Here is a 21,333-nt window from a genome sequence, read left to right as displayed (position 1 = left end):
GCTGAAATCACTCTAAAGCAGTTTTTTATGCTTTTTTATACTAAATTATTTATTATTAAAAATAAATTTATACGTAAAAATACGTATACGTAGTCTATTTTAAAATGATTATAAATAACAACGAAATGGTTGTAGTTCTTTGGTAATTGAGTTATTTTTGTCTAATTTTTTAAAACAAACTACTTAAACACTTATGGCACAATCTGCACAGTTGAATGCTTCCATCTTAAAGAAAGTGGCTATGGCCCTTTCGGGAATATTCTTAATCACGTTTTTAGCGCTGCATGTTACCTTAAATTTTATTTCTATTTTGAGTGAAAGCGTTTTCAACGAAGTCTCTCATTTTATGGGTTACAATCCGTTGATACAATATGTAATGCAGCCAGTTTTGGCATTCGGAGTAATTTTGCACTTCGTAATGGGATTCATTCTTACTGCTCAAAACAGCGCAGCAAGACCAATTGCATATGCGAAATACAACGGAGCTGCAAATGCTTCTTGGAGTTCTAGAAATATGATTATTTCTGGATTGGTTATTTTGGCTTTCTTAGGATTGCATTTTTATGATTTCTGGTTTCCTGAACTAGGCTATAAATATATAGCAGGAACAGCTCCAGATGCTACAAGGTATTACGGAGAGTTAGTTCATAAATTTCATAGTCCGGTACGTACAGGATTGTACTGTGTGTCTTTTATCCTGTTAGGATTTCACTTATGGCACGGATTTGCATCTTCTCTACAATCAATGGGAATGCACAACAAATATTCTCGATTTTTAAGCAAAGTTGGTTTATGGTTTGCAGTTGTGGTGCCAGCCGCTTTCGTAATTATCGCATTATTTCATCATTTCAATAATTAATATCAATTATAATGGCATTAGATTCAAAAATTCCAAGTGGTCCTATAGCGGACAAATGGACAAATTATAAAGATCATATTAATTTAGTAAACCCTGCTAACAAACGTAATTTAGATATTATAGTAGTTGGTACAGGTTTAGCCGGAGGTTCTGCTGCGGCTACTTTGGCTGAGTTAGGGTATAACGTAAAAGCATTTTGTTTTCAGGATTCACCTCGTCGTGCGCACTCTATTGCTGCACAAGGAGGTATTAATGCTGCAAAAAATTATAAAGGTGACGGTGACTCAGTTTACAGATTGTTTTACGATACTGTAAAAGGTGGTGACTACCGTGCACGTGAAGCAAACGTTCACCGTTTGGCTGAAGTTTCTGCAAATATTATTGACCAGTGTGTGGCTCAAGGGGTGCCATTGGCTCGTGAATATGGCGGACTTCTTGATAACCGTTCTTTTGGAGGAACTTTGGTTTCTCGTACATTTTATGCACAAGGGCAAACAGGACAACAATTATTGTTAGGAGCTTATTCTGCAATGAACCGTCAAATTGGTCGTGGAAAAATTAAAATGTACAATCGTCACGAAATGCTTGACATTGTAATCGTTGACGGAAAAGCGAGAGGTATTATCGCTCGTAACTTAATCACCGGAGAAATAGAAAGACATTCTGCTCACGCGGTAGTAATTGGTTCTGGAGGATACGGAAACGTATTTTTCCTTTCAACAAATGCTATGGGAAGTAACGCAACAGCAGCTTGGAAAATTCATAAAAAAGGAGCGTTTTTCGCAAATCCTTGTTACACACAAATTCACCCAACATGTATTCCGGTTTCAGGAGATCACCAGTCAAAACTGACTTTGATGTCTGAATCTTTACGTAATGACGGTCGTATTTGGGTTCCTGCAAAATTAGAAGATGCTCAGGCAATTCGTGAAGGAAAGAAAAAAGCAACAGATTTATCTGAAGAAGAAAGAGATTATTTCTTAGAAAGAAGATATCCTGCATTTGGTAACTTAGTTCCTCGTGACGTTGCGTCTCGTGCGGCTAAAGAAAGATGTGACGCTGGTTTTGGAGTTAACAAAACAGGCGAGGCAGTTTATTTAGATTTCGCGGCAGCAATTAAACGTTACGGAACGGAGGATGCTTATGTAAAAGGTTTAGATGATAAAGATGCTGCTTTGGTAACTAAATTAGGAGCTGCAATCGTGAAAAGTAAATACGGAAACTTATTCCAGATGTATTACAAAATCGTTGACGAAGATCCTTATACAACACCAATGATGATTTACCCAGCGGTTCACTACACAATGGGTGGAACTTGGGTTGATTATAACTTAATGACTACAATTCCTGGATGTTTCTCAATTGGAGAATCTAACTTCTCTGATCACGGAGCAAACAGACTTGGAGCTTCTGCTTTAATGCAAGGTTTAGCTGATGGATATTTTGTATTGCCATATACTATTGGAGATTATTTAGCTCCGGATATTAAAATGGGAGAAATTTCTACAGACTTACCAGAATTCGTTGAAGCTGAGAAAGCGGTTGTTGATCAAATTAATAAATTTATCAATAATAACGGAACTCATTCTGTTGATTATTTCCACAAAAAACTTGGAAAAATCATGTGGAATAAAGTAGGTATGGCTCGTAATGCTAAAGGTTTAACTGAGGCTATCGAAGAAATTGCTGCTTTACGTGAAGAGTTTTATAAAGATGTAAAAGTTCCTGGAAGCGCTTACGAATTTAATCAGGAATTAGAAAAAGCAACTCGTGTTGCCGATTTCTTAGAATTAGGAGAATTGTTCGCGAAAGATGCTTTACACCGTAATGAATCTTGTGGAGGTCACTTCCGTGAGGAGTACCAAACAGAAGAAGGAGAAGCACTTCGTGATGATGATAACTTTGCATATGTTGCAGCTTGGGAATACAAAGGAAAACCAAGTGATGCAGTATTACACAAAGAACCTCTTAATTACGAAAACATTAAATTAGTTCAAAGAAGTTATAAATAAGAATTTGGTCGAAAGCCAAAGTCTTAAAGTCAAAAGGCAAAATGTGCCAAGCGACTTTCGACTTTCGACTTTATGACTTTCAAACGAAAAAGGTATGAAACTTACATTAAAAATATGGCGTCAAAAAAACGCCCAAGATAAAGGAGGGATTGTAGAATATCCTATTGATGGAATCGAACCAGACATGTCTTTCCTTGAAATGCTTGATGTTCTTAACGAACAATTAATCAATAGAGGAGAAGAGCCTGTAGCATTTGATCACGATTGTCGTGAGGGAATCTGTGGAATGTGTTCTTTATTCATCAACGGTGAAGCGCACGGACCAGACAGAGGTGTTACAACTTGCCAGTTACACATGCGTATGTTTAAAGATGGTGATACGATTTTTATCGAACCATTTAGAGCAAAAGCTTTCCCGGTAATTAAAGATTTAGTTGTTGACAGAAGTTCTTTTGACAGAATTCAACATGCAGGAGGATTTATCTCTGTAAATACTTCAGGAAATACAATTGATGCAAATACAATTCCAATTAACAAACACGATGCAGATAAATCTTTTGATGCTGCAGCTTGTATTGGTTGTGGAGCTTGTGTTGCAACTTGTAAAAACTCATCGGCAATGTTATTCGTTTCTGCAAAAGTTTCTCAATATGCATTATTGCCGCAAGGTAAAGTTGAGGCAGTTGACCGTGTATTAAACATGGTTCACCAAATGGATTTAGAAGGTTTTGGTAACTGTACAAATACAGGAGCTTGTGAAATCGAATGTCCAAAAGGAATTTCGCTTGAAAATATCGCACGTATGAACCGTGAGTATTTAGCAGCAAGCTTGAAAGGATAATACAACAATTTAGTATATTTAAAAAACGCATTCATTAATTTGAATGCGTTTTTTTTGTACTACATTTATTCCGTAAATAATAACCAAAAACAAAATCATTTAATGAAAAGAATTTTACTATTTGTAATGCTGGTTTTCAGTGTTAAAAACTATTCTCAGGTTTCGGTTTCTCCGTCTGATAGAGGAGCAAACGAAAAATTTGAAAAAGGAGAATTAGAAAAATTTAAGGCAACAACTACCATTTTTGTACTGCCTCAAATAAATCAAAAAGAAGATTACGAAAAAATTTTAAAAGAAGTCTGGACTGTAACGCCTTACAAATTAGTTGAGTTTAAAGATTTTAATATAACAGGTTATGCTGACGATGCCTATTCATTTGCAGAGCTTTTTGGAGATATAAGAGTAACAGGAAAAGGTACTGTTTATGTTCATACTAATTTTGGAATACAGCTTTTAGATCAGGAAAAATTTGAGAAAGGTTTTGCAAAGCTAAAATCTGATGATAAAAAGTATAGCAGAAAACTGAAAAGTCTTTTTAATGAAAATTTATCTTTTGTTGCAAGAGCCCCGCTTTCTGTTAATTCTAAATTTTTGGCAGATGCAATGGTAGCAAGATCAGATGAAAAAGCAGGTCTTCTTTATGATAGAATGTATACCGAAAAATCTTTCACAAATACCAATTTAGGAATGCTGAAAAACTATTTTCAGCTAATAAATAAAATGCTTACTAAAGGAGAAAACATCGGACTTTATGACGATTTTGTTACTCCCGAAATTAAAAATCTAAAAGATAATACACTGTATATTCCGGAAGCTTATAAACTGGAGTTTAGCCCTTGGAGAATATCAGAAAAAGAGAGAGACGAAAAAGATCTTAAAGAACTTTTAGAAGATTATAAATATAAGTATGAATTTATAAAAGATGAGGATTTAGAAAAGAAGATTTTAAACAATGAAGAGATTTATTATTTAAGATATGTAAGCATGAATGCAAATAAATATTTGCAGGTTGTAAATGCTAAAACAGGAGATCCGGTATATTATTTTTATGGAGTAGCAAGTTATAATTTAAAGGATAATGACTTTGAAAAAATTAGCAAAGCCGTTAGCGGTAAATAGTTTTTTAAAATAAAAGAAGAACGCATTCATTAATTTGAATGCGTTTTTTTATTTCATTATAAATAGTGATGTGTAATTAAAGCGTTCAAAATAAATTTGATTCCATATAACAACTGTTCTTAAGCAGTAAAAAGAACAAATATGTTTACGATCAATATGCCTTTTTTTACCAATGATAATTATTTGTATTATCAATTACTGTTTACTTGTATTTTGTTTTTGCTGCTGTTTTTTATTGGCGGCTTTTCAGAATCTTTTGTAATAGAATATGGCTCTTATGTGTTTGCCCGAAGCATTATTATAAGTTTTTTGATTTCATTTTTTATAGATCATTACTGGCAGTTTTTACTGCATTGGTTTTTGTTGTCAATAGTTCAATTTCTTTTTTGGGCAGTGTTGATTTTTATTTGCGGACATTATGGAAAACCTCATAACGGAGACGGCTGGATAATCCTTTTACTTCCCGGTTATTTTTTGCCTTTTTTAATATTTGTTTCCATCTTAATAAAAGTGCTAAGAATTATAATCCAGAAATTTTAGCAGATAAAACATTTTACTTGGAAGAGATTTTAAATTATTAAATCATTAGAAATAGTGATGCAGGTTTAAATAAGAGGCGATAAATTTGATCTTATTATAATAGATTAAAAAATGTACAAAAACATCCGAATAATAGTTTCTTTATTAGTCTTAATTAGTTTGTTTTCCTGCTCTCAGGAAAATAATATAGAAAAAGAAAATGTTCAAAAAGAAAGTATCAATAAAAAATGGATCGTGCAAAATTCAACAGAATTTGAATCGGTTGAGTTTGATACAAACGGAAACTATATCATCATAAAAAACGAAACCAGTAAAACTTCAAAAAAGAACGCCGAAATTATTGTTTCTGGTACTTATGAAGTTTTAGATACAGATGTTTTATTGCTTTCTAATTTCGGTTCCATGAAAGTGGATGATAGTGATCCTGATAATATTACGTTTTCAATTAAATACGAAGGATCTGATACGTATACTTATCAGCTAAAAGTTACTAAAGCAGCTGAGTTTACCAGTACGCTCAAAACAGATTTGTTATGCGATAATACCTGGAAATTCACCAAAAAAGAAACTATTATAGATACGGTTAGTTTAGTAAATTTTTCTAAAGCCGGAACTTGTTTTACGAATTTTAGTATTACATCTCAAGAAAAAGGAAGTTACTTAGAATTTGGTAAATGGCAATGGCAGGATGCCAGCGAAACTAAAATAATAATCACCCAAATAAAATCTCCAGAATGGGTTTTGGATAAAGATGAGGAAGTAGAGTTTGAAATAAGTGGTTTAAATACTGGAAAACTTGAAATGAAAGAAGTTTTTGAAGGGAAAAGTTATGATGTTGCTTTTGATGTTTTGAAATAAAAAAAGTGAATAATTAATAAATAGAGAATATAAAGCAAAAACGCATTCATTAATTTGAATGCGTTTTTTTATCAATTTTGCTTTTTAGATTATTATGAGTCAAATTATATTGCTCATTGATTAGTAGAGTAAGAAAATAGAAATAATAATATTACATTTGATTATTAAAAATATGTCTTTATATAAATGAATCAAGAGGATATTTATTTAGAATTATCAAATAAGTTATTTGAAGTATTTTATGTGGATGATAAAAAATACGGCAGACAACAAAAGGATGGTAGTTACAAATTAGTAAAGGAAAAAATTTCTCCTGTTACTATTGAGGATATGCTTAAGAAACAGAAAAGTCTACTAACTTATCAAGAATTACATATCGTTGGTAATGCTTTGATTAAATGGATATGTATTGACTTAGATATTCAGAAAAAAGAAATAGATAAAAACGAAGTTAATTATGAAAACCTTAAGCTTGTAAAAGCTGCTGCTGATGAAGTATGTGTGTTTCTGGATTCGATTAATGTACCATATTTACTAGAATTTTCAGGAAGAAGAGGTTTTCATATTTGGGTTGTCTTTGAAAAGTTAATTTCTAAAGAAAGTGGTTTTAGATTTATAAATTTTATTGTTTCAAAAGTAAAAGCGAAATTTAATGAAATTATAATAGCTGATAAATTTCCTAAAACCGCCTTTGTAAACCCTAAAACAAAAGGAGTTGGTTTTGGCATTAAGTTGCCATTATCTCAAAATAAAGGAAATAATAAACTCTCTTTTTTTCTTGAAAAGAATACTTCTTTTGAGTTCGATCAAGATAAATGGTTATCAAAACCAAATGATAAGTTTCTTGAAAATCAGTTAGATATTTTAAGTTCGTTAAAAAGTGTGAGTTTAGAGGAAGTTCAGCCTTTTATTGATGAATATAATATTTCAATAGGGGGACAAAAAACTACAGAAAACTTTTTAAGAACAAAAAAAATAAATTCATTCTTACCTAAAGATATAAGTTTAGAAAAAATACTTGAAGACTTAAGGAAATGTGAGCATCTTTATAAGATTTTATATGACTATGAGAAAGGACTCGGTGGAAAAGAACGAGCTATTTTGGTTGGTTTATTAGGTCAATTAAAGACGAATGAAGATAGCGATTTTGGATTTAAAATATTAATGGAATTATTTTCAAATATTCAAAACTTTAATTCCGAAATCACTGAAAGAAATCTTCAAAATTTAAAATATTTTCAACCAATTACTTGCAGCAATTTTGGAAAGTGCAGTTCTTGTAACAATTGTAATTTAATTTCTCCAATTCAGCTTATTGATAGTGTTGATTTAGTAGATAAACCGTCGTATTCGATTAAATTAATTGATGAGAATTTATTTGAAAAACTTAAAAATTCAATTTACCAATATTCATTAAAAAATGACGAGGTTCCCTTATATCCTCAATTAAGAAAGTCATCAAATTTAACCTTGAATGAAGTACAAAAAGTTATAAATAACATATATGATGGCAATAATTCCATAATTTCTGAGTCATATAGTTTTAAAAGAAATGAAATAAATAAAGTAAGAACTTTATATAATCTTGATCCATTAAATAATTTTATTTCTACTTATTTCACTTTTATTTTAAACACTTTTTATTATACTGAAATTTCTAATAATTCTTATGGTTATCAATTTTCTGGTAGTTTGTATCAGAACAACATTTTTAATAATTGGTTTGCAAATTGGGCTAAATTTTCAAAAGAAATTGAAAAGGTATTGTTTAGTGAAGAGTACGAAGATTTCTATGTCATAAAGTTAGATATAAAAAGTTTTTATGATAAAATAGATTTAAAACGGCTCAAAATTAAACTTTATGAAGAATCTCCATCTAATATAAGAGAGAAACTGAACGATTTATCAGATGAAGATAAATTGAAGTATAAACACATCGTAAATTATCTGATTGATTTATCAATAAATACAATAAATAATGGAATTGGATTACCACAAGGACCTGCTTATGCAAGATATTTAGCTGAGTTGTATTTAAATGGATTAGATAATTTAATTGAAAAAACTTTTATTGTTGATCAGAGAAGAGAGTTTTATAATCGTTTTGTAGATGATATTTTCATTTTTGTCGAATCAAAGGAACGTGCATTTGATTTATATGAAAAAATAAAAGATTGGTTAACAATTAATAATTTGGAATTAAACTCTAATAAAACTGTAATAAGAAATGTTAGGGAATATGCCGAATCTCACGAATATCATAGATATAAAGACAATGTAAAATATGATATTAATTATGCAAATAAAAATAAAAATGTTTTATCTGAAGAAGAGATTCAAAATGCAATTTCAAGCTTAGATGCTTTAACTGATGATTCCAAATTTGGATTAAAAGATAATTTAAGATTCTTTTATAATCAGTTTAAGGGAGATAAAAGGCTTGATTTTATAAGGGCTAAACTTTCAAAAAAACTTCCTTTTTCAATTGACGGGAGAGGTACATTATATATGATTTTCTATGCTGATTTAATAGCAAACTTTAATGATGTTTTTTGGAACTTGGCTAATAAAATTGATGAGATTAATGGGTTGTCATTTACTCATTACTTGAATACTATTTTATTAAATGAAGATTTATTGAACGAAAATTTGTCGTCGATAAACAATCTAATAGAAAACTGTGTAAAAAAAGAAAATATTTCAGATGCAGATAAGTTACTAATAGCTTCTATTTGCGTGAAATGTAATTTAAATATAACTCCAGATTATGCTAGTGAAATTATGTACTCAGCGCTTGAAACTCCTAATATGAAATACACTATTAAATTATGGAGTATTATGTATAATAAATTGTCAGAGCTAGTTGATAAAGATGAATTTTTAAAAGAATTAGAGAGAATAATATACGATAACACTTATGAAATTGAATTTCTTAATAAGCTTTCTGATTATTCTTTTTTAAGATTTACAGAATGGAAAACTGAAGACTATCAAATTGAAAATAATGATTTTCTTAAGTCATTTTATCATTGCCTTTGTTTCCTAACATTGTTTTTTAAATCTGAAAACAGTGTTAATCTTGAGGAATCATGGAGCTTCTTGTTGAAACAATCGACAAAAACAGGTAAAATGAGTGATGATAAACATCAATTTAGTTGGGTAACAAAAATTTTAACGTTTGATTTCGAAGATTTTAGTAATGGTAGTTACTTGTTAATATTAAGTGATAAAAATGGATCAAAACTTAGTGAGATTCAATGTCAGAATAATTTTCTTGAATCTTATAAGGAAGTTTTACTTATGATATTGTTTTCTAAGGGGAAAAAAGATAATAATTTAGTTGAATTTAAGAAAGTATTATCCGCAATTGAAGAAGATGAAGATTCATTGTTTTTAAAATGGGTTAATGATTCAAGCGTTGATTTATTTCCTCATGTACATGATATAAATATTTGTTTAAAAAATATTGCTCTAAATGGATTGATAGTGTTGAAGAAATCCAATAAATTTTTCATAAAAAGTGTAAATAAGGATATAGATTTTCTAAAGTATGATTATTTAAATATTATACAAAAAGACAATAATAAAGAGGTCGAATATGAGTTTGAAATTTCCTGCTTGAGTGAAAAATTACGGGACAACTCTTTGTTAGCAGTTTTACAAAATATAAATAATATAATTTTAGAGCATAAGTTGTTCGCTGAAAAGTATAAAACAAATCATCCAGTTTTTTATTACCCTGCCTTTGATGTGAATTTTCATCCTGTAATTCCTTTTTATTCAGATTTTGATGAAGTAATTGATTTTAAAGGAAAGATAGTTAGTAATACTTTAGAGCAATATTGGGAAAATTTACATTATTTATTCACTGAAAAATTTCACACACCTAATGATATAAAATTGACTTCTGACCATAATGATTTTAATTTTAATATACTTGAATTAAATACGAGGTTCTTTCCAGATTCTAAGCTTATTGTAAATTCAATTAATGATAAAATAGAGTTTTTAAAACTATTTATTTCTTATTTAGATAAAGATGCAAACATTTCGATATTCGAATTTCAGTATTATTGGAGTTGTGTAGTTTATGAATTTATTAAAAAACTTAAAAATAACAATCAAGATTATATTAATTTTTTAAAAGTACATTTTGATTTGTTTACAAAAGAAAAAGAAAATATTGACATATTTTTCTCAATAAACGATAAGATAGAATTAAAAGATAATAATTTATATGAGTTTTTTAAAACTATAAAAAGTTCAATTAATATATTCCAATCAGAAGTATCGATTAATCGAATTGATTTTATAGAGTTATTGGATTCATATATACCTCAATTGTTTTATTCAATAGAATCAGAGAAATTATTTATTGACTTAAAATATTTCGAATTAATAAATATTGATGTTAAGTCTACTAGAAATAGGATTAATGGTACAAATAATTTTACTTTGGTGATTAATGATAATGAAATAAATGAAGAAATTAATATTTATTTGTTTAGTGATTTTAAAAGAGAATTTGAAATAAAAAAAATAGAAGAAATTGAAACTATTTTAAAGAAGGAAAAAATATTTTCATATAGATTAGATAAGAATATTTTTCTATACCATCCGGAGAATGAAATTTTGTATGCCTATAAAAGAATAAATGAAAGAAAAGAATTACATAAAGAAATTTTAGAATTAAATCTTTCAGATTCTAATTTAGGTAAATTATTCCCTGAAAATAAATATTATAAAAGTGCTTTAAACTCATTTGAAACATTTTCGGAAAAGATAAGTTTAGTTAAAAAATTAGGATTTCAATATAACAACGACTTTGAAATTAAAGAGAGAGTAGTAAATTGGTTGTCAATCTTTAATGAAAAGAGTATAGGAGGTAGTGTATTAGAAACATACATGGATGGCAAATATTCTATTGAAAATTTACATCAATCGATATTAGTGATATTAGAAAAACATATCTCAATGGATAATAATCATATATCATTTTTCCGAACTAAATTGGAAGAATTTAAATCAAAAAATCCAAATATTGAATACTTTTTAATTAAAAATGCACCAAATGACCAAAATGGATTATTTAGATTAATGGAAAAAGCAAAATTAGGTGAAGATCGAAATCTTGATTTTGAAAAAGTATTTAATCGATTATGTACAAATAAAGTTGAGTCAAAAGAACTAGTAATAATTTCAGATATTTTTATTTCAGGAAATCAATTTGAAAAAGCAATCAAGAATTACTATTTTAAAGATTTTGCTAGCAATGAAGATTTAAATTCTTATTATTTAGCTAAAATTGATGGTAAGAAGAAATCTCCTAGCGAAGAAAAATATTATAATTTTATTGATAAAGAAAAATCAGAAATCTTTAAATCTAATTTTAGAAATTTTGAAAAAATATCTTTTTTGTCGCCCATAATGACTGAGAATTTCAAAGAAGTGGTTAGAATAATTTTTAAAGAATTTAATGTAAATTCAGAATTGGAATTTATTTGTATAGAACCAAGTTTGCAGGAGGAATATTTGTTTAAAAATATTTCTTTTAACAGAGAAAGAAAAGCACTATTTGATGCTTTGCTAAATGATGTAGAATTGCTTTATAAATTATTTAAAATGAATAGCAAGTCTAAAAGATTTTATGCTAAATCTTTAAATGAAATTGATGATGTAAATTTAATTTTCAGATTAGGCTCATTAACAAAAAAACACATTCAATTATTCACTTTAGAGCCCAAAAAGGGCAAAAAGATATTAGATTATATTAAAGAATGGGAATAGTATGTAAAAAAAGCATCAGCCATGGCTGATGCTTTTTTTTTACTCGTAATACAATTGCGAATCACTTATTTCCTGTTTTTCTTTTCCTTCCTGCTGAATGAAAAAAGTTAAAGTTGTTCCTCCAATTTGGTCAAAATAACTAATATTGATTTTATGAAACCCTTTTTCAAGTTTAACAACTCCATAAGCTTCGTTGAGCCAATGAATGCCGTCGTTGTTTACAACTAGTTCATTATCTATAAAAAGCTTCGATCCGTCGTCTGAAAGGGTCGAAATGGTATAATTTGCCGTTTCCGGAATAAAGATATATCCGTCAAATTTTAAGCCTATATAGCGCTCGATTTTCGATTTCCATGTTTCACTGCTTATTTTGCCTTCAAAAATGCCGGAATTAACAGGTTTTACCAATTCTAAATCCTGAACCTGCTGAAATAATGTTCCCGTATAATAATCGAATTTTAATCCTTTCTTGGTTGGCTTTACTGCTAAAGCTGGTTTCAACTCTGGATTTCTAACCAATATTTTACTGATCGAACTTTTCCTGCTGCTAGGGCTAATCTGAACCGTTTTTATAATTCGGAATTCGCCTTTTGGAATGTTTATCGTTACAGGTTTAGTATAAAGTTCAGCTGTTTCGTCTGGATTATAACCATCAATGGTATAAAAAATCTGTCCGTTTTTAATGGTTGGTTTTAAGTCCAGAATATATTTTGATCCAATTAAAGCTGTTTCTTCGGCTCCAAAAGGAATTGGAACTTTATAGATTCTTTTTTGCGATTCCAGTTTTTCTAAATGATGCGGAATCCTATTCAAAATAAAATTGTTGTAGTTTTTATTCTGAGGTTCTGTCCAGGCAATTTCTGCTAAAGCAAAAACTCTCGGATAAATCATATAATTTAATTTCGCCGGACTTGTCAAATATTCAGACCAAAGATTCGACTGAACTCCCATAATATATTTTTGCTCTTCAACCGTTAAACTGTCTACAGGAGTTGGGTTATACTTGTATATTTTTTCAACCGTTGTTAATCTTCCAATTGTTAAAGGTTCCTGAGGAGAATAACCCTGATTATAATCTAAATATAAAACCTGTTCAGGATTCATGATTACAAAATGCTTTTGTCTTGCCGCGCTGATTCCACCAGATTCGCCTCGCCATGACATTACGGCTGCATTTGGAGCAAGTCCGCCTTCGAGCATTTCGTCCCAGCCCAGAATTTGTCTTCCGTGTGCGTTTAAGAATTTCTCGATTCGGGTTGTGAGGTAACTTTGTAATTCATGTTCGTTTTTTAAACCTAAGTCTTTAATTCTCTTTTGACAGTTTGGACATTCTTTCCATCTGGCTTTTGGGCATTCGTCTCCGCCAATATGAATATATTTACTCGGAAATAAAGCCATAACTTCGGTTAGAACATCTTCTAAAAAAGTAAAAGTTTCCTCTTTTCCGGCACAAAAAATATCTTCAAAAACACCCCATGATTCTACCACTTTATAATTTCGATCGGGAAAACAAGATAAATTTGGATAAGCAGTTACTGCTGCCGTTGCATGACCCGGCATTTCGATTTCGGGAATGATATTTACATAATGGTCTTCGGCAAATTTTACAACGTCCTTAATTTCTTCCTGAGTATAAAAACCGCCGTACGGATTTCCGTCAAAAAAATAGGGAGATCTTTCAAATTTATTGCCCACTAAAGTCTGTGCTCTTTTCGAACCTACTTCGGTCAGTTTTGGATACTTTTTTATCTCAATTCTCCAGCCCTGATCATCGGTTAAATGCCAATGGAAATTATTTAATTTATAATACGACATTTGTGCAATAAAATCTTTTATAACATCAACCGAGAAAAAATGACGGCAAACATCGAGGTGAAGCCCTCGGTAGTCGTATCTGGGCTGGTCTTCGATGGAAACGCAAGGTAATTTTACTTCTTGATTTTTGGGTTGATTCGGTAAAAGCTGCAATAAACTCTGAACAGCATAAAATAATCCTTCTTCACTTCCGGTTACGGTTATTTTTTTGGAAGAAATATTGATTTTATAAACCTCTTTTTTTGAAGCTGAAGATGGTTTTTCGGCAATAAACAAAACTTCAATATTGCTTTTTTTATTTGACGTATTCGAGTTTATAGCCGACTCAAAAATCTGCGCTGTTTTCAATTCTTTTGCGCTGTATTTATTTTTATCAAATACAATTTTAATTTTTCCGTTGATGCGAATGCTGTCTCCGGTTGATTTATAAAAATTTGGAGCGGGAATAATCGAAATATTATCTGAAGTACTTTGCGCATTTCCGAAAGAAAAACAGAAAATCAAAAAGAGAAATATACTTTTTTGCATGGTTACTTTTTTGTTTTGTGAATCAAATTTAAGGTTTGTAAAATTAGTCTGCATTTTTTTTGCAAAAGGTATTGGCGTTTAAATGTCTTTAAAATAGCGTAATTAACTTTTTAATTACGTTGTGTTATAATTTGTTTCGCAAGAATATTGCATTTATTGTTTACATTTGTCCTTACAAAAACGAATTTGCATGAATAATGATAATGAAGTGGTTAATTACACTAAAGAAGAACGTAAAAATCTTATTTTAAAAGAGATTAACTTGCATACTCGTGTAAGTTTTGAAACCCTTTCGGCTAAATTATTTGTTTCAGAAGATACTGTAAGACGTGATATAAATGAACTTGAGTCAGAATCTTTATTGATTAAAGTAAAAGGCGGCGCGATGACAAAAGCCTATCACCATTCTTCCTCTAATCAAACTTATGCGGGCGAATCCAAACAAATTATTGCGCAAAAAACATTAGGTCTTCTTCATGACGGAATGGTTTTATTAATTGGCGGTGGAACGACAATTCGCGAATTCATTCGTTTAATTCCTAATGATTTAAGTTTAACTATTTTTACGGTTACCGTTTTATCTGCGGTTGAACTTTTAGATAAACCCAACGTTAAAATTATCATGATTGGCGGCAGCATTTCATCCTACAGCCAAATGTGTGTGAGCGGCGATGTTTACAATCAGCTGGCTAATATTAAAGTTGATTTATTAATATTAGGAACCAATGCTTTAGATATCGAAGGCGGTTTCTCAGATTCTGACTGGGAAACGGTTCAGGTTAAAAAAGCAATGATTCAGGCTTCAGAAAAAACAGCGATTCTTACGATTTCTGAAAAACTAGATACAGTTTTAAAAATGAAAATTGCCAACTTATCTGAGGTTGATTACGTTGTGACGGAAGTTGATCCAAGCGACGAAAAATTACAATCGTATAAGAAGGCAGTTCCAAGTTTAGTTTTTATTTAATCCCAATTCTTCATTAAAAAGTTGATCCAGTTTTGGTGAAAGATTTTATTTAAATCTTCATCAGAATATCCGTGGTTTTTAAAAATCAGAACCAATTTTTGTAAATCAGCAATCGTATTTAAATCATACGGAGATTGTTCTGTACCAAAAGCACCATCCAAATCTGAACCTACACCAATGTGATTTGCGTTTCCGGCCAATTGGCAAATATGATCCATGTGTTTAAAAACCGTTTCTAAATCACAATTCATTTCTAATGGCATCGAAATACCTCTCTGCCAATTCGGAACTAACATCCAAGCGTCTAAAGCGCCTCCAATAACAGCTCCTCTCGAAATTAAAGCTTTTATCATTTCATCGCTGTATTGACGATTATGATCCACCAGACTTCTGCAATTGTTATGACTTGCCCAAACTGGTCCGTTATAATGATCTAAAGCCTGCCAAAAAGCATCGTCGCACAAATGCGTTGCATCCAGAATAATATTCATACGCTCCATTTCTTTTAATAAATCAATTCCGTTTTGATTCATTTTTCCAGTTGCGTCTGTTCCGTTTGCGTAACGTCCGGGGCCGTAGTGTGCGGGACCAATCGCTCTTAAACCGTAATTGTATGCTTTTTCTAAATAAGAAATATCAATTATAGAATCAGCGCCTTCTAAACTCAAAATATAACCAATAGGTTTTTTATCGTTTGGAGTGCCGTCGTTCCATAAATCAAGTTGTTTCTGGAGCGATTTTTTATCTGTAATTGGTGTTATTTCTCCGGCTTCTTCCATGGCTTTGTACCAGGTCAATTGCCCTTGCGTTTGTGCCCAGGCTTGTTCAGGAGAATTCCAACCCGGAATAATACTGCCCGGTTTTACAAATCTTGCAATCTGCGTTGCCACAACAATTCCAATATTGCCGCGTCGCAAATCAGGAAACGAAACTGTAGCGCGTTCGCGATCAAGTTTGTCCGTCATTCCTTTTTCTAAACTGCGCAAAGTGGGAACATCATTTCTTAAATCACGGTTCCATTCCATCGCATTCATGCTCAGGTCTAAATGGGCGTCTATTATAAACATATATTTTGACTTAAATTTTATATATTAATTTCTCTGCTTCGGGCGGCAACTTTCCATTGATCACAAATTTGATGTCCTTTATTTACAACCTGAACTGTATCATAAAGCGCGCAGGTAGGGCATACATGATAAGGAAGTGCGTAAATAGTGTAGCCAATTTTATACTCGTTTTTACCTCGGTTTTCTAAAATCAAATGTTCTTCAGAATGTGCTGTCGGGATTAGATTTTCATCATTTAAAATCACTAATCGCTTGTCAATTGGATTTTCTGAAGCAACCGCTTTGTAGCCAATATCAATACAAAGCGTTGCATTTGTTGGTTTTGAAATTATGGTTCCAACGATAACCAAAGCAGGTTTGAATTTTTGTTCGGGCAGATGAATCTGATAATTGGAATCCCAAAAAACAAATGTTCCCGGACTGCATTCTACATTTTCCTGCGTGGTATAAAAAGGAAATGTGTTAGAACCGCCGGCAACAATTTTTAATTCGTAACCCAATTTTTGTTCGATTGCTTCCGTTTTTTCTTTTATTTCAGAAAATGAATTTGAAGCCGTATTCGTTCGTTCTTCGACACTGCCTTTTAAATGACCGTCGTAAATATGAATACCCTCAAAATGAAGGTTTTTTAATTTAATAATTTTATCGATTAAAGCCGTCCAATCTTCTGAAATCGAAAATCCGGTTCTGTTCATTCCGGTATTTAAATCCAGATAAATGTTCAACGTTAAATTGTTTTCTTTCGCAATTTCATTTAAGGCTTTCGCCGAATCCAGATTGTCTGTAATTGTTGAAAAACGGGTATTCGGATATTTTTGAATCAGCGAAATCCATCTTTCTTTTTTAATTCCAATAGGCTGATAGGCGAGAAGAACATCCGGAATTTCGTGTATTGCTCCTAGTTCAGCTTCGGCAATTGTGGCGCATTTTATTTTTTTGATGTTGTAAATTTTAAACAACTCCAGAATTTCGCCAATTTTATGGGTTTTAATATGAGGCCTTAATTTTTGTGTGTCACCATTTACTGAACCAATAAGGCGTTCAAGATTAAACCGGATACGATCTTCGTAAGCGGCTAAAAATGGCGTATCAATGTTGATATCAGATTTAATTTTCCACCAATTTTCCTGCATAATTTAGTTTCTTGTTTTTTCTACAACTTCAATTAAATTTTGAAAAGCCTGCAATGCCTGCTCATAATTTAAATTCAAAAGCATTTCTTTCGAAAATAAATTTGAACCAATTCCCACGCAGACAACTCCAGATTTAAACCACGATTTTAAATTACTTTCTTCGAGCGTTACGCCTCCGGTTGGCATTATTTTTAAACTTGGAAAAGGCGCTCGTATCGCTTTTACATATCCGGGACCACCGATTTTATCAGCCGGAAAAAGTTTTACAACCTCGGCACCTAATTTATTGGCGTGTAATATTTCATTTAAAGTAGCAGCCCCGGGAATCCAGTAAATATTATTCTTAAGGCAGTATGCTCCAATTTCCGGATCAGTATGCGGACAAACGATGCAGTCTGCTCCTAATTGATGGTATATTGCTGCTTCATCAACAGACAAAATAGAACCAACGGCTATTTTAACATCCAGATTATTTGCTTTTTTAAAGGCTGTCATTTGAGTAAAAACTTCTTTTGCATCATTGGCGCGAGCAGCAAACTCGATAATTTTTATGCCAGCATCAGCCGCTGATTGCAATACTATTTGGGCTGTTTCAATGTTGATTTGGGTTACTAACGGAAGTACACCTTGCGTTTTTAAAATGCTGTACATATTCTTTATTTATCTATTAATTCTATTACTTGAGCCGTTTTTAATAAAATGACTTATTTCGTTGAGATTGCTTATGGCAAAATCTCCGTGAATGCTTTGTTTGATTACGCCGCAGGCTGTTGCCCATTCAATGCATTCCTGTCCGGATAATTTATTGGATAATCCGTATAATAATCCGGCATTGAAAGCGTCTCCTGAACCAATTTGGTCGGTTACAATATGTATTTTGTGTTCTGGCGTTTGATAAAAATTACCTTCATGCAGCAATAAACCTTTGTATAAATGTGCTGGCCCGTCTGATTTTCTAAAACTCATGGCGAGTGTTTTTAGAAAAGGCATTTTTACTTTTAATAATTCGAAGGTTTTTTGAAAGCGATTTTCATCGGATTCGTTTTTATCGGTTTTGATTCCGAAATAAATTTCAATCGCATCTAAATCTGCAACCGTTATTGTGCTGTATTGTAATAAATCGGGCATAATTTCCGACGGATGTTTTCCGTACTGCCATAATTTGGATCTGTAATTAAAATCAGAAGAAATCGGAAGTCCTTTTTTATGCGCTGTCAAAATTGCTTCTTTACAGGCCAAACCTGCTTCATTAGAAACTCCCGGACTTATTCCTGACCAGTGAAAATGCGTAACATCTTCTAAAACTTCATCCCAGTTAATTTGATCTTTTTGAATGGTTGCGAAAGAAGAATTGCTTCGGTCGTAAATAACCTGCGATTGTCTGATTTGATTTCCGGATTCGACAAAATACAAGCCCAAACGTTCTCCGCCATAAACACATTTTGAAGTATTTACTTTGTATTTCTGAAGTTCGTTTAAAGCCAGTTGTGCCAAATCATTTTGAGGCAATCGGGTAATATAATCGGTTTGGATTCCGAGTTGGGAAAGTAAAACACAAACATTGGCTTCGGCACCGCCCACATGAATTTTTATTTCATCTGCCTGTGTAAACCGGTTTCCATTGGCAACATTCATCCGAAGTAATAATTCTCCAAATGTTGCTATTCTTGTTTGTGGGATATTTGTATTCATGTTTTTTGTTTTTTGCCACAGATTTCACAGATTAAAATGATTTTTTTTTGGATGGTGGTTAAATCTTTTGCCACGAATTACACGAATTTGCACTAATTTTTATATGCTTTAAGTAAAAAAAGTAATTCGTGAAAATTCGTGTAATTCGTGGCGAAAAAAATAATCCCTTTAATCTGTGTAATCTGTGGCCTATATATTTTTACATAACCACAGACTTACGACTAGAGTATTTCCTTAACCAATTCAGATTGCTCTATAATCTTTATCGTCTGTGGCCTAATTTTTAGAATAATTCGAAAACAGCTTCAACTTCCACAGGAATATTGTCCGGTAAAGAACCCATTCCTACGGCACTTCTTACTCCAATTCCGTTTTCCTGTCCCCAAACTTCAGCGAATAATTCACTGCAGCCGTTTATTACATATGGATGTCTTAGGAAATCGCCATTGCAATTCACCATTCCTAAAACTTTTATAACTCGTTTTACTTTGTTCAGACTTCCAAAATTGGTTACAATTGTCGAAAGCATCGTTAAGCCAACTTGTCTTGCTGCCAGTTTTCCTTCTTCGATATCCATGTCATCGCCAATTCGGCCAATGATTAAGGATTTATCGTCGCGAACCGGACCGTGACCAGAAAGATACAAGTATTTTCCGTCGACTAAATAAGGTTTATATATACCAAGAGGTTGAGGTGCTGGCGGTAATGAAAGGCCAAGGGTTTCAAATTTTTCTTGTGGTAATAAATTCATGATATTAATGTATAATTGAGTTTAAAATAAATACGAAAACAATTCCTAAAACAGATACTAAAGATTCCATAACCGTCCATGATTTGAACGTGTCTTTCAGGCTGATATTAAAATATTCTTTGAACATCCAAAAACCCGGATCGTTTACATGCGAGCACATTAAGCTTCCGGCTCCAACAGATAAAACTAACAGATTGGGATCGAGACCAGTAGTTTGTAACAAAGGTAATAAAACACTTGCAGTCATTAATCCGGCTGCGGTTGCAGAACCTACACAAACGCGAATAATCGCTGCCATCATCCAGGCCAATAAATACGGATGAATGTTTATTTGTGTTAAGGCCGCAACAATAGTTTCGTTTACGCCGCTTACAATCATAACTTCTTTCAAACTTCCGGCACCGCCTACAATTAAAACAATCAAAGCGACATCTTTTATCGCAACGGCATAATCGTCCATTATAGATGGGATGCTTCGGTTCATTCTGATTCCTAAAGTATAAGTACAAAGAATTAAAGAAATAAGCATAATCATACTTGGTTCTCCTACTGTTTTGCAAACTTCAATCAGCGTTTCATTAGTTGAAATTAAAGGCAATATCGAAGTTATGGTCAAACCAAAAACCGGAAATAAAGCCGAAAATAAACTCAGGGAAAAACTCGGAAGTTTACCGTGGTTTACGACTTCTTCAACATTTAAAATTTCATGATCCGATTCGGTTTTGATGTTTTTAAGGAAATTAGAAAATAATAGTCCGGCAATAAAAATGGTCGGAATTGCAATTATAATTCCGTAAACTAAAACGAGTCCAATATCAGCATTTAAAATACTGCTCAAAGCCATTGGTGACGGATGTGGGGGCAAAAAACCATGTGCTACTGAAAGCGACGCCAGCATTGGAATTCCCAGATATACTTTTGACAGTTTGAACTGATGGGCTACTGAAAAGATTAGAGGTACTAACAAAACAAATCCAACACTATAAAATAGAGGTATCCCAACAATAAATCCGGTAATCATTAAGCCGAGTCTAACGTATTTTCTGCCCGTCCATCCCATGACTGTTTTGGCAATGACATTGGCGGCGCCTGATGAAACGGTAAGTTTACCAATACAAGTTCCGAAAACAATAATCAGCGTAATAGATCCTAACATTTCACCCAAACCTTTTTGAACGGTTTGTGACAAAGTGCTTATTGGCAGGCCTAAAAACAGACCTGCTAATAAAGCTGTTATGATAAAGGCAATAAACGGATTGATTTTAAGCCAAGCTATTTGTATGATTAAAAACGCAATGCATGCCGTAAGAATTAAAATGCTCATTTATCTTTTTGTATAATATTATTTTTATCCCTGTCTAAGG

15 protein-coding genes are annotated in these 21,333 nt (G+C 32.0%); 8 read left to right on the top strand and 7 right to left on the bottom strand.

The window, feature by feature from the left end:
- The first annotated feature begins 193 nt into the window (after nucleotides 1–193).
- The 7 genes from NLJ00_RS03770 to NLJ00_RS03740 all read left to right on the top strand — a co-directional run bounded on the left by NLJ00_RS03770 (nucleotide 194) and on the right by NLJ00_RS03740 (nucleotide 12,016).
- Nucleotides 194–859 (top strand): succinate dehydrogenase cytochrome b subunit, encoded by a 666-nt coding sequence (locus tag NLJ00_RS03770; RefSeq protein ID WP_053473333.1) that lies wholly within the window; start codon nucleotides 194–196, stop codon nucleotides 857–859.
- A gap of 11 nt (nucleotides 860–870) precedes the next feature.
- Nucleotides 871–2,871, top strand: coding sequence for a fumarate reductase/succinate dehydrogenase flavoprotein subunit (locus NLJ00_RS03765; protein ID WP_256636285.1), 2,001 nt, complete (start codon nucleotides 871–873; stop codon nucleotides 2,869–2,871).
- A 94-nt stretch (nucleotides 2,872–2,965) separates the two neighbouring features.
- Nucleotides 2,966–3,712, top strand: a complete 747-nt coding sequence (locus tag NLJ00_RS03760; protein WP_053473331.1) for a succinate dehydrogenase/fumarate reductase iron-sulfur subunit — start codon at nucleotides 2,966–2,968, stop codon at nucleotides 3,710–3,712.
- A 102-nt stretch (nucleotides 3,713–3,814) separates the two neighbouring features.
- Nucleotides 3,815–4,831 carry a hypothetical protein gene (locus NLJ00_RS03755; RefSeq protein ID WP_256636284.1) on the top strand — a complete coding sequence of 339 codons (1,017 nt, stop codon included), beginning with the start codon at nucleotides 3,815–3,817 and terminating at the stop codon, nucleotides 4,829–4,831.
- A 141-nt stretch (nucleotides 4,832–4,972) separates the two neighbouring features.
- Nucleotides 4,973–5,371: a hypothetical protein gene (locus tag NLJ00_RS03750; RefSeq protein ID WP_256636283.1), complete on the top strand. Its 399-nt coding sequence runs from the start codon at nucleotides 4,973–4,975 to the stop codon at nucleotides 5,369–5,371.
- 111 nt (nucleotides 5,372–5,482) lie between these two features.
- A complete protein-coding gene (locus tag NLJ00_RS03745) occupies nucleotides 5,483–6,229 on the top strand; it encodes a hypothetical protein (protein WP_256636282.1) in 747 nt (248 codons plus the stop codon).
- 186 nt (nucleotides 6,230–6,415) lie between these two features.
- A complete protein-coding gene (locus NLJ00_RS03740) occupies nucleotides 6,416–12,016 on the top strand; it encodes a reverse transcriptase domain-containing protein (protein WP_256636281.1) in 5,601 nt (1,866 codons plus the stop codon).
- A 39-nt stretch (nucleotides 12,017–12,055) separates the two neighbouring features.
- Here NLJ00_RS03740 and NLJ00_RS03735 read toward each other — a convergent pair whose 3' ends face one another.
- Nucleotides 12,056–14,359 (bottom strand): family 20 glycosylhydrolase, encoded by a 2,304-nt coding sequence (locus tag NLJ00_RS03735; RefSeq protein ID WP_256636280.1) that lies wholly within the window; start codon nucleotides 14,357–14,359, stop codon nucleotides 12,056–12,058.
- A 190-nt stretch (nucleotides 14,360–14,549) separates the two neighbouring features.
- On the opposite strand from NLJ00_RS03735, the gene NLJ00_RS03730 reads away from it, so the two are divergent.
- Complete coding sequence (locus tag NLJ00_RS03730; protein WP_053473326.1) at nucleotides 14,550–15,326, top strand: DeoR/GlpR family DNA-binding transcription regulator; 777 nt, start codon at nucleotides 14,550–14,552, stop codon at nucleotides 15,324–15,326.
- Here NLJ00_RS03730 and NLJ00_RS03725 read toward each other — a convergent pair.
- The 6 genes from NLJ00_RS03725 to NLJ00_RS03700 form a co-directional block, all read right to left on the bottom strand.
- Nucleotides 15,323–16,393: a dipeptidase gene (locus NLJ00_RS03725; protein WP_256636279.1), complete on the bottom strand. Its 1,071-nt coding sequence runs from the start codon at nucleotides 16,391–16,393 to the stop codon at nucleotides 15,323–15,325. The genes NLJ00_RS03730 and NLJ00_RS03725 overlap by 4 nt on opposite strands.
- Nucleotides 16,394–16,410: 17 nt before the next feature.
- A complete protein-coding gene (locus tag NLJ00_RS03720) occupies nucleotides 16,411–17,526 on the bottom strand; it encodes a D-TA family PLP-dependent enzyme (RefSeq protein ID WP_256636278.1) in 1,116 nt (371 codons plus the stop codon).
- Nucleotides 17,527–17,529: 3 nt separating this feature from the next.
- Nucleotides 17,530–18,177: a beta/alpha barrel domain-containing protein gene (locus tag NLJ00_RS03715; protein WP_053473323.1), complete on the bottom strand. Its 648-nt coding sequence runs from the start codon at nucleotides 18,175–18,177 to the stop codon at nucleotides 17,530–17,532.
- A gap of 9 nt (nucleotides 18,178–18,186) precedes the next feature.
- Entirely contained in the window at nucleotides 18,187–19,218 is a 1,032-nt protein-coding gene (locus tag NLJ00_RS03710) for a sugar kinase (RefSeq protein WP_256636277.1), read from the bottom strand.
- Between the two features lie 283 nt (nucleotides 19,219–19,501).
- Nucleotides 19,502–19,969, bottom strand: coding sequence for a RidA family protein (locus NLJ00_RS03705; RefSeq protein WP_053473321.1), 468 nt, complete (start codon nucleotides 19,967–19,969; stop codon nucleotides 19,502–19,504).
- 4 nt (nucleotides 19,970–19,973) lie between these two features.
- The gene (locus NLJ00_RS03700) at nucleotides 19,974–21,293 is read right to left on the bottom strand and encodes a GntP family permease (RefSeq protein WP_256636276.1); all 1,320 of its coding nucleotides are present in this window, start codon (nucleotides 21,291–21,293) and stop codon (nucleotides 19,974–19,976) included.
- Between the last annotated feature and the right edge of the window lie 40 nt (nucleotides 21,294–21,333).

The sequence above is a fragment of the Flavobacterium panici genome, from assembly GCF_024499525.1.
GTDB lineage: Bacteria > Bacteroidota > Bacteroidia > Flavobacteriales > Flavobacteriaceae > Flavobacterium > Flavobacterium panici.
The sequence above is the reverse complement of the archived record's forward strand: the minus strand, read 5'-3'. Positions and strand labels throughout refer to the sequence as shown.